This window comes from Mesorhizobium sp. B3-1-9 (assembly GCF_006439595.1).
Taxonomy (GTDB): Bacteria; Pseudomonadota; Alphaproteobacteria; order Rhizobiales; family Rhizobiaceae; genus Mesorhizobium.
The window spans coordinates 123,868-131,507 of sequence record NZ_VFTJ01000016.1 but is presented as its reverse complement, the minus strand read 5'-3'; the positions used below and the strand labels follow the sequence as shown (position 1 = coordinate 131,507).

General features: G+C 63.7%; 11 protein-coding genes. 4 read left to right on the top strand and 7 right to left on the bottom strand.

Annotated elements, in window-relative coordinates; all coding sequences use genetic code 11:
* On the top strand, window positions 1-406 hold a 406-nt coding region (locus FJW07_RS23985; protein WP_140859019.1), incomplete at its 5' end, for a WYL domain-containing protein.
* Between the two features lie 108 nt (window positions 407-514).
* Here the strand turns inward: FJW07_RS23985 and FJW07_RS23980 are convergent.
* The 3 genes from FJW07_RS23980 to FJW07_RS23970 all read right to left on the bottom strand — a co-directional run bounded on the left by FJW07_RS23980 (window position 515) and on the right by FJW07_RS23970 (window position 2,912).
* Window positions 515-1,207 carry a DUF1013 domain-containing protein gene (locus FJW07_RS23980; RefSeq protein WP_140645780.1) on the bottom strand — a complete coding sequence of 231 codons (693 nt, stop codon included), beginning with the start codon at window positions 1,205-1,207 and terminating at the stop codon, window positions 515-517.
* Between the two features lie 255 nt (window positions 1,208-1,462).
* Complete coding sequence (locus FJW07_RS23975) at window positions 1,463-1,603, bottom strand: DUF1127 domain-containing protein (RefSeq protein WP_095767350.1); 141 nt, start codon at window positions 1,601-1,603, stop codon at window positions 1,463-1,465.
* A gap of 298 nt (window positions 1,604-1,901) precedes the next feature.
* Window positions 1,902-2,912, bottom strand: a complete 1,011-nt coding sequence (locus FJW07_RS23970) for an NAD(P)H-quinone oxidoreductase (protein ID WP_140704671.1) — start codon at window positions 2,910-2,912, stop codon at window positions 1,902-1,904.
* 213 nt (window positions 2,913-3,125) lie between these two features.
* Here FJW07_RS23970 and FJW07_RS23965 point away from each other — a divergent pair, with 213 nt between their 5' ends.
* The 3 genes from FJW07_RS23965 (at window position 3,126) to FJW07_RS23955 (ending at window position 4,957) form a co-directional block, all read left to right on the top strand.
* Window positions 3,126-3,320 carry a DUF1192 domain-containing protein gene (locus FJW07_RS23965; protein WP_140645782.1) on the top strand — a complete coding sequence of 65 codons (195 nt, stop codon included), beginning with the start codon at window positions 3,126-3,128 and terminating at the stop codon, window positions 3,318-3,320.
* Window positions 3,321-3,401: 81 nt separating this feature from the next.
* Window positions 3,402-4,649 (top strand): MFS transporter, encoded by a 1,248-nt coding sequence (locus FJW07_RS23960; protein WP_140645783.1) that lies wholly within the window; start codon window positions 3,402-3,404, stop codon window positions 4,647-4,649.
* A 32-nt stretch (window positions 4,650-4,681) separates the two neighbouring features.
* Window positions 4,682-4,957 carry a metalloregulator ArsR/SmtB family transcription factor gene (locus FJW07_RS23955; RefSeq protein WP_040985209.1) on the top strand — a complete coding sequence of 92 codons (276 nt, stop codon included), beginning with the start codon at window positions 4,682-4,684 and terminating at the stop codon, window positions 4,955-4,957.
* A gap of 95 nt (window positions 4,958-5,052) precedes the next feature.
* Here FJW07_RS23955 and FJW07_RS23950 read toward each other — a convergent pair whose 3' ends face one another.
* The 4 genes from FJW07_RS23950 to FJW07_RS23935 form a co-directional block, all read right to left on the bottom strand.
* Window positions 5,053-5,517 (bottom strand): SRPBCC family protein, encoded by a 465-nt coding sequence (locus FJW07_RS23950; RefSeq protein ID WP_140859018.1) that lies wholly within the window; start codon window positions 5,515-5,517, stop codon window positions 5,053-5,055.
* Window positions 5,518-5,528: 11 nt separating this feature from the next.
* Window positions 5,529-5,864, bottom strand: a complete 336-nt coding sequence (locus FJW07_RS23945; RefSeq protein ID WP_140659963.1) for a metalloregulator ArsR/SmtB family transcription factor — start codon at window positions 5,862-5,864, stop codon at window positions 5,529-5,531.
* A gap of 120 nt (window positions 5,865-5,984) precedes the next feature.
* Window positions 5,985-6,641, bottom strand: a complete 657-nt coding sequence (locus FJW07_RS23940; RefSeq protein ID WP_140859017.1) for a glutathione S-transferase family protein — start codon at window positions 6,639-6,641, stop codon at window positions 5,985-5,987.
* 90 nt (window positions 6,642-6,731) lie between these two features.
* Window positions 6,732-7,565 carry an alpha/beta hydrolase gene (locus FJW07_RS23935; protein WP_140859016.1) on the bottom strand — a complete coding sequence of 278 codons (834 nt, stop codon included), beginning with the start codon at window positions 7,563-7,565 and terminating at the stop codon, window positions 6,732-6,734.
* Window positions 7,566-7,640: the final 75 nt, after the last annotated feature.

The window sequence follows — 7,640 nt, the reverse complement described above, 5'->3', positions numbered from 1 at the left end:
CGGCGCCGTGCTGCCCGATGCCGAGAAGTTTCGCTTCGCCCGCACCGAGATCCACACGCCGATGTGGGTGGTGAGCGACGCCGCGCGCGAGGCCATCGACTTGATCGAGCGCGCCGTCGAGAAACGCCAGGTGCTGACCATCGACTATTCCGACGAGGCCGGCCGCGGCACCGCGCGCGACATCAGGCCGCTTGGCCTGTGGTTCTGGGGCAAGGTCTGGACCCTGGTCGCATGGTGCGAGATGCGCGACGATTTCCGCGCTTTCCGCATCGACCGCATCGCCTCGGTCGTCATCGCCGGCCGTATCTTCAAGCCGGAGCGCGGCAAGCAGCTCGCCGATTTCTACCGCGCCGTCGAGCGCTCAGAGGATTACGGCATGGCGCCCGACCGCGCCGCGCGGACGTGACTTCCTCCCAAGCCATTGTCCAACAGAAAAGCCCGCTCGAAGCGGGCTTTTTTGTTGGGTTCGTGGATACCGCCGCTCAAAAAGCGTGCAGCAACCGCGGCGCGACGACTACTCGTCGTCCGCATCCTCGTTCTTCGACTTGAGCGCCGAAAGCTTGGCGAAGACGGCGTTGGCGTCCAGCTCCTGATCTTCGTCCTTCGGCTTCTCGGGCGCGGGCACCAGCCGTTCGGTGAGTGCGGCGGGCAGCAGCGTGTCGCCGACGGGCTGCGCCGGCTCGCGGCCGCGCGAGGCGCGGTTGACTTCGAGGTCGAGGTCGATCTGCGAGGTAAGGCCGAGCGTCACCGGATCCATCGGCTGCAGATTGGCCGAATTCCAGTGCTTGCGCTCACGGATCTGCTCGATCGTCGACTTGGTGGTGCCGACAAGACGCGAGATCTGCGCGTCCTTGAGTTCCGGGTGGTTGCGCACCAGCCACAGGATGGCGTTCGGCCGGTCCTGGCGCTTCGACAGCGGCGTGTAGCGCGGGCCCTTGCGTTTCGATTCAGGCACCCGCACCTTAGGCTCCGACAGCTTCAGCCGGTAGTTGACGTCCTTCTCGCCGCGCGCGATCTCGTCGCGCGTCAGCTGGCCGGTGATGATCGGGTCCATGCCCTTGATGCCTTGCGCCGACTCGCCGTCGGCGATCGCCTTGACCTCGAGCGGATGCAATCCGCAGAACTGCGCGATCTGCTCGAAGGAGAGCGCGGTGTTGTCGACCAGCCAGACGGCGGTCGCCTTGGGCATCAGCAGCGAATTGGCCATATCAAAAATCCTTCTCGTTCGCCCGCGTTCCCGCGCGGGCGGTGGTTTTAGAGCCACCAAAATGGGAAATTCGCGGCCTGTATAAACGCTCCCTCCAATTTTCGCAATGTTTTTGGGAAGGGCCCGATTCACAGCCCTGGAAAGACAAAACCCGCTGGACGAGGTCCAGCGGGCTTGGAACCGGAAACAAAGCAAGCGTCTCGACGGCTCTGGCTTGCATGTCGCAGCCCGGCCTTGCGGTCGGGCTGCGTCTGATTACACCGCCTGACGGGCGATACGCTCGATGTCGGCACGGTTGATGCCGAGGTCGCTCAGCTGACGGGCATTGAGCTTGTTCAATTCACGCACGGTCTCGTTGTACATGCGCCACTTACGGAAAGCACTGATCGGGTTCATTTTGGTTTCTCCAGTCGTTTGGTCAAATCGTTTGATGACGCGTAAATAGGCACTCCTGCCCACAAATTGAACGGACGCTTTTGCATGGCCGCAATGCGTTTTGTGCATTGCAGCATTAAGGCTTCGTTCAGCTTGTCGCTAAGGGAGGGCGCGGAACCAGGATGGGCCGATATTCAGGTCAGGCCGAGCCGAGAACAATGGCTTCCGAGAACCGGAGCGGGAGCGTACTTTAGTACGTGAGCACCGGAAGCACAGGAAGCTTGTTCGCAGGCCGGCCTCGCCTGAATATCGGCCCATCCTAGCCGACGTCGAGGACGATCTTGCCTATATGCTCGCCCTCTTCCATCCGTTCATGCGCCCGCCAGGCTTCGGTCAGCGGAAAGATCATGTCCATCACGGGGGCAACCTTGCGCGTGCCGAGCAGCGGCCACACCTGGGCCTCCAGCGCGGCGGCAAGCGCCGCCTTGAATTCGACGGTGCGCGGGCGAAGTGTCGAGCCGGTGTGGGTCAGGCGCTTGACCATAAGCGTTGCGAAATTGGTGCTTGCGACGGCGCCGGCCTGCACCGCGATCTGGACGATGCGCCCCTCGACGGCCGCCGCCTCGTAGTTACGCGCGACATAGTCGCCGCCGACCATGTCGAGGATGACGTCGGCGCCCTTCCTGTCGGTCGCGTCCTTCACCGCGGCGACGAAATCCTCCTCGCGGTAATTGATGGCCCGGGCGGCGCCGAGCTTGAGGCAGGCGTCGCATTTCTCCTTGCTGCCGGCGGTGGTGATCACAGTGGCGCCGAATGCCGAGGCGAGCTGGATGGCGGTGGTGCCGATGCCGGACGAGCCGCCATGGACGAGCAGCGTCTCGCCCTTCTTCAGGCCGCCGCGCTCGAACACATTGTGCCAGACGGTGAAATAGTTCTCCGGCACGGCGGCGGCTTCCGAATAGGTGAAGCCGGCCGGGATCGGCAGCACGCTGCCGGCATGGACCTTGACATATTCGGCATAGCCGCCGCCCGGCGTCAGCGCGCAGACCCGGTCGCCGATGCGCCAGCGCGATATCTCGTCGCCGAGTGCCGCGATTTCGCCGGCCACCTCGAGACCGGGCAGGTCCGAGGCGCCGGGCGGCGGTGGATAGGCGCCCTTGCGCTGTTGCACGTCCGGCCGGTTGACTCCGGCGGCGTGCACACGGATCAGCACCTCGCCGGGGCCGGGCACCGGCACGTCGCGCGTTTCCGGCTTGAGCACCTTTGGCCCGCCCGGTTGCGAGATCGCGATGGCCGTCATATTTGCCGGAATCTTCTGCCCGTTTGCCATGGCTTGCCGTCTCCTTATGTCGATCTGTCGTCGGCCGTTTGCATCGGCGTCCCTGCTTGGAACGTTTTGACGTCCGAAAGAGACGCCGAACCGCTCCAACTCTTTGTTCTTACGCAATTCCGGACGGAAAACCGCTACGCACTTTTCCTGGAATTGCTCTATGTATGCTGATTGTCAAATCAGGCAAATGGCCAAGTAAGGGAGGAGCGACGGATGGCGATCTTCGACGACGAACCCAGGAAGAAGCCGCGCCCGCACGAGATCGGCCAGGACCTGTCGCTGCTGTCCGTGGACGAATTGTCTGAGCGCATCGCATTGCTGCGCGACGAGATCGCCAGGCTGGAAGCCGAGCGCACCGCCAAGGGCGCCACCAAATCCGCCGCCGAGTCGCTGTTCCGCCGCGGATAAATTGTTCGGCGTGCTCGCTCGCCGCCGAAAAGCCCGAATACATCTGTCTTCAGACCCTGCGTCTCGAACCCGGATCAAGCGATGTTTGCAACTTACAGACCGATCCTCTCGCTGCTGCGCGGCACGGCGTTCCTGCTCGCCGCGTCCGGCCTGCACGGCCTGCTCTTGCCGCTGCGCGGCCAGGTGGAGGGTTTTTCGACCGCATCGCTCGGCCTGATGGGCACGGCCTGGGCGGGCGGCTTCGTCGCCGGCTGCTTCTTCGCGCCGCGTCTCGTGCGCCGCGCCGGCCATGTCAGGGCTTTCGGCGCCTTCGCCGCGTCGGGCGCGATCATCGCGCTGCTCACCGGCCTCATCATCGACGAATATGTCTGGATCCTTTTGCGCGCCTTCACCGGCTTCACCATGGCCGGCGCCTTCATGGTGATCGAGAGCTGGCTGAACGAGAAGGCCACCAACGAGAACCGCGGCACCGTCTTCGGCCTCTATATGATGGTCACCTATGCTTCGATCATGGGCGGCCAGATGATCGTCGCCGGCGGCGATGTGCGGTCGGCCTCGCTGTTCATGATCACCGGCATCCTGTTTTGCCTGTCGCTCATTCCGACGGCCGTGTCGACGCAGTCGCATCCCAAGCCCCTGCAGGACGTCAAGCTGGACGTCAAAGGCCTCTACGCCAACTCGCCGGTGTCGGCGGTGGCCTGCCTCCTGATCGGCATCGCCAACGGCGCCTGGGGCACGCTGGGCGCCGTCTATGGCGCGCGTGTCGGCATATCGACCGCCGAGATCGCGCTGATGATGAGCCTGGTGGTCATTTCCGGCGCCGCCATGCAGCTGCCGGCCGGGCGCCTGTCGGATACGACCGACCGCCGCTTCGTGCTGGCCGGCGCGGCCTTCGGCGCGGCCCTGGTCGCGGTGTTGATCTTCCTGATCGCGCCGCGTTCGGGCGTCTTCATCATCGTGATGACCGCAGCCTATGGCGCGTTCGCCTATACGCTCTATTCGATCGCTGTCGCGCATGCCAACGACCACGCCCGCTCCGAGGACTTCGTCAAGGTTTCCGGCGGCCTGCTCCTGCTCTACGGCTTCGGCACGATGATCGGCCCGCTTTTGGCCGCGGCCTTGATGGGTTCGGTGCGTCCGGAGGGGCTTTTCCTGGCAACCGCGCTCGCGCATCTCAGCCTTGCCGGCTACACACTGCTGCGTATCCGCGCCCGCGCGCCGGTGCCGATCGAAAACCGCGATGCCTTCAAGACGCAGCCCGCGGACCGCGCGGTCACGCCCGAGGCCACGCGGCTCGATCCGCGCAGAAAGGTTGAAACCAATAGTTGAGATTCGCAGGACTTTGCCTCACAAATAAAGGCATGATGTTTTCTGACGCCTTCGTGGCGATAGCCGATCCCAACCGGCGCTATCTTTTGGAAGAACTCCGGCGCGGCCCGAAGACGGTGAACGAATTGGCGGCCGGGTTGCCTGTCTCACGCCCTGCGGTCTCCCAACATCTGAAGGTCCTGCTCGACGCCGGCCTGGTCAACGCCAAGGCCGAAGGCACGAGGCGCGTCTATGCCGTCAGCAGCGCCGGCTTCCTCAGGCTCAACATCTGGCTCGACCAATTCTGGGAAACGGCGCCGGGAGAATAGTCCTAATGCATGTCGCTCAGAAGTGTGCAGCGGTTCTGAGGCAATGACATGCATCAGACAAAGATCCAAAGCGCAATGCGCTTTGGCTGGAGGCCTCAAGCCGCCACCTGCAGGGCAGCGCCGAGCGCATCGAGCAGTTCGCCGGTGCCATGCTCGCGGGTGGCCGGCGTATCGATGCCGTCGAAGAAGGCGCCCTGCTCTGTCAGGATAAGCCGCGTACCCTTGCCTTCGGGGATAAGCTCGATCGTCGCGAGCGAAACCGAGACCCGGGTTTCGCCGAACAAGAGCTCATAGCTGTAGACGATGCGCCGGTTGGGCACGATATCCTGATAGACCGCGTTGTAGAAATGCATCTGCCCATCGCTTGGACAGCCGGCATTCACCTCCTTGCCGCCGACGCGAAAATCCATCTCATGCCGGCTGGGCATGGGGTTGTCGGGATCGACGAACCAGCGTTTCTTGGCGGCCGGATCGCTCAGCGCGAAATAGACCTTCTCGGGCGCCGCCGGGTAGACGCGTTCGATGACGAAGGTGGAATGGACGACGGATCGTTCGCTCATGACGGGACCCTTCAGGTTTCATCCTTGGTTTCAGCGAGGAAATCGCCGAGGCGGTCGAGCCGGCGCTCCCAGGCGAGCCGCCGCTCGTTGATCCAGCGCTCGGCGGCCCGAAGCGCCTGCGGTTCGATCCGGCAGGTGCGGACCCGGCCAAGCTTTTCGGTTCTCACCAGGCCGCTCGCCTCGAGCACGTTGAGATGCTGGACGACGGCCGACAATGACATCGCCAGCGGTTCCGCCAGCTGGCTGACCGACGCCGGCCCGCGCGACAGCCGATCCACCATCTGCCGCCGCGCCGGATCGGCGAGCGCCTGGAACATCAGATCGAGCTGGGCGGGATCGTGCAGCATCGCGCTCTAGAGCATGATGCCGAAAAGTGTGAAGCGGTTTTCGGACGACATCATGCTCTATCTCTTTGATTTAGAGACGGATTCAGATTTCAGGTCGAACAGACCTGAAATCATCCGGCTCTAGCCGTTGTTGTAGGGGAAGAACTTGAAATAGGGCTGCGCTTCCTCGATGACGCGGGCGAAGGACGGACGCGCGAGCAGCCGGTCGTGGTAGCGCTTCACCGCCGGAAACTTGTCGCCGAACGGCTCGACCTTGTTGGCATAGAACAGCGCCGGCGACGCGGCGCAGTCGGCCATCGTGAAGGTCTCGCCCACCGCCCAGGTCTTGCCCTGCATGTCCTCTTCGACGATGGCGTAGGAATTGCGCAATTGCGCCCGGCACTCCTCGACGCCGAACGGATCGGTCTTGTCCTTTGGCCGCAGCCTGTCGCCGACGATCTTCTGCATCGGATGCTGCACGTAGAAATCGTAGAAGCGGTCGGCCTGGCGGACCTGCAGGGCGAGATCGATAGTGGCGGGAACGAGCTCGACCGGCCCCGGATAATGCGCGGCGAGATATTCGACGACGATGGTCGATTCCAGCACCGTGCGGTCCCGCGCATCGTCACGCAGCGCCGGCATCTTGCCGGTCGGCGACACCTTCAGGAAGGCGGCGCGGGAGGCCTCGTCGCCGAGGTCGACAATCACCGGTTCGAAAGGCGTGCCGTTCTCGTAGAACGCGATCAGCGGCTTCCAGCAGAACGAGGCCAGCGGGTGGAAATGCAGCGTCAGGGACATTCCGGCTCTCTTTCGCGTTCGGCCGCTGGACAATACTGAAGTGATTACTTCACTATTGTCCCGGGCGGCATAAGTCAAGGCGGCTTCTTGTCAGCGCTGCCCGTGAGCGGCGATAGCCTCGACGATTTGAGGCCAGTCGTTGCGGTGCAATTCATGGCCGCCGCCTTCGACCTTGACCAGCCTTGCGCCGGGAACGGCCTTCGCCAGCGCTTCGCCATGCTCGATCGGGAAGAGCGGATCGGCGCTGCCGTGGATGACGAGCAGCGGCGCGCGAAGATTCCGCACCGTCCGTTGCGGGCCGCCGCCGTTGAGCAGGAAATGGTTGGTCGCGCTGGCGAGACCGCCGGAGCGATCGTAGTCCGCCTCGATCATCGCGCGCGTCCGTTCCTCGTCGAACGGATGGCGCGTGCTGGCAATCGCGCGGGCGTCCTTGACCATGAAGTCGAGCACCTGGTCCCTGTTCGACCAGTCGACATCGGCGCCCTGGGCCGAATGTTCCTTATAGGCTTCGGTCGTCCCGGGCAGGCCGGATGTGTCGACGCCGAGCGGCGAAGAAGAGATCACGGTGAGCGCGCCGACGCGTTCGGGATATTTCAGCGCGACGCTCTGCGCGAGCATGCCGCCCATCGACATGCCGGCGACATGCGCCCTGGCGATGCCATGGTCGTCGAGCACGCGCATGGCATCGTCCACCATGTCCTCGAACGTATAAGGCGGCGCGCCCGGCGGATATTTGGTCGACAGGCCGGTATCGCGGTTGTCGTAGCGGATGACGAAGCGACCGCGCCCGGCAAGTTGCCGGCAGAAGGCTTCGGGCCACCACGACATCGAGGCCATGGCGCCCATGATCAAAAGGATCGTCGGATCTTTCGAACTGCCGAAGGTCTCCGAAACGATGTCGGGGCGCTGCGCTGCGGTGGTCATCTGCTCCTCCAATCCGATTGCATTTTGCAATCAGTTGCAGGATAATTAAACCGATATCATAATGCAACTGGTTTT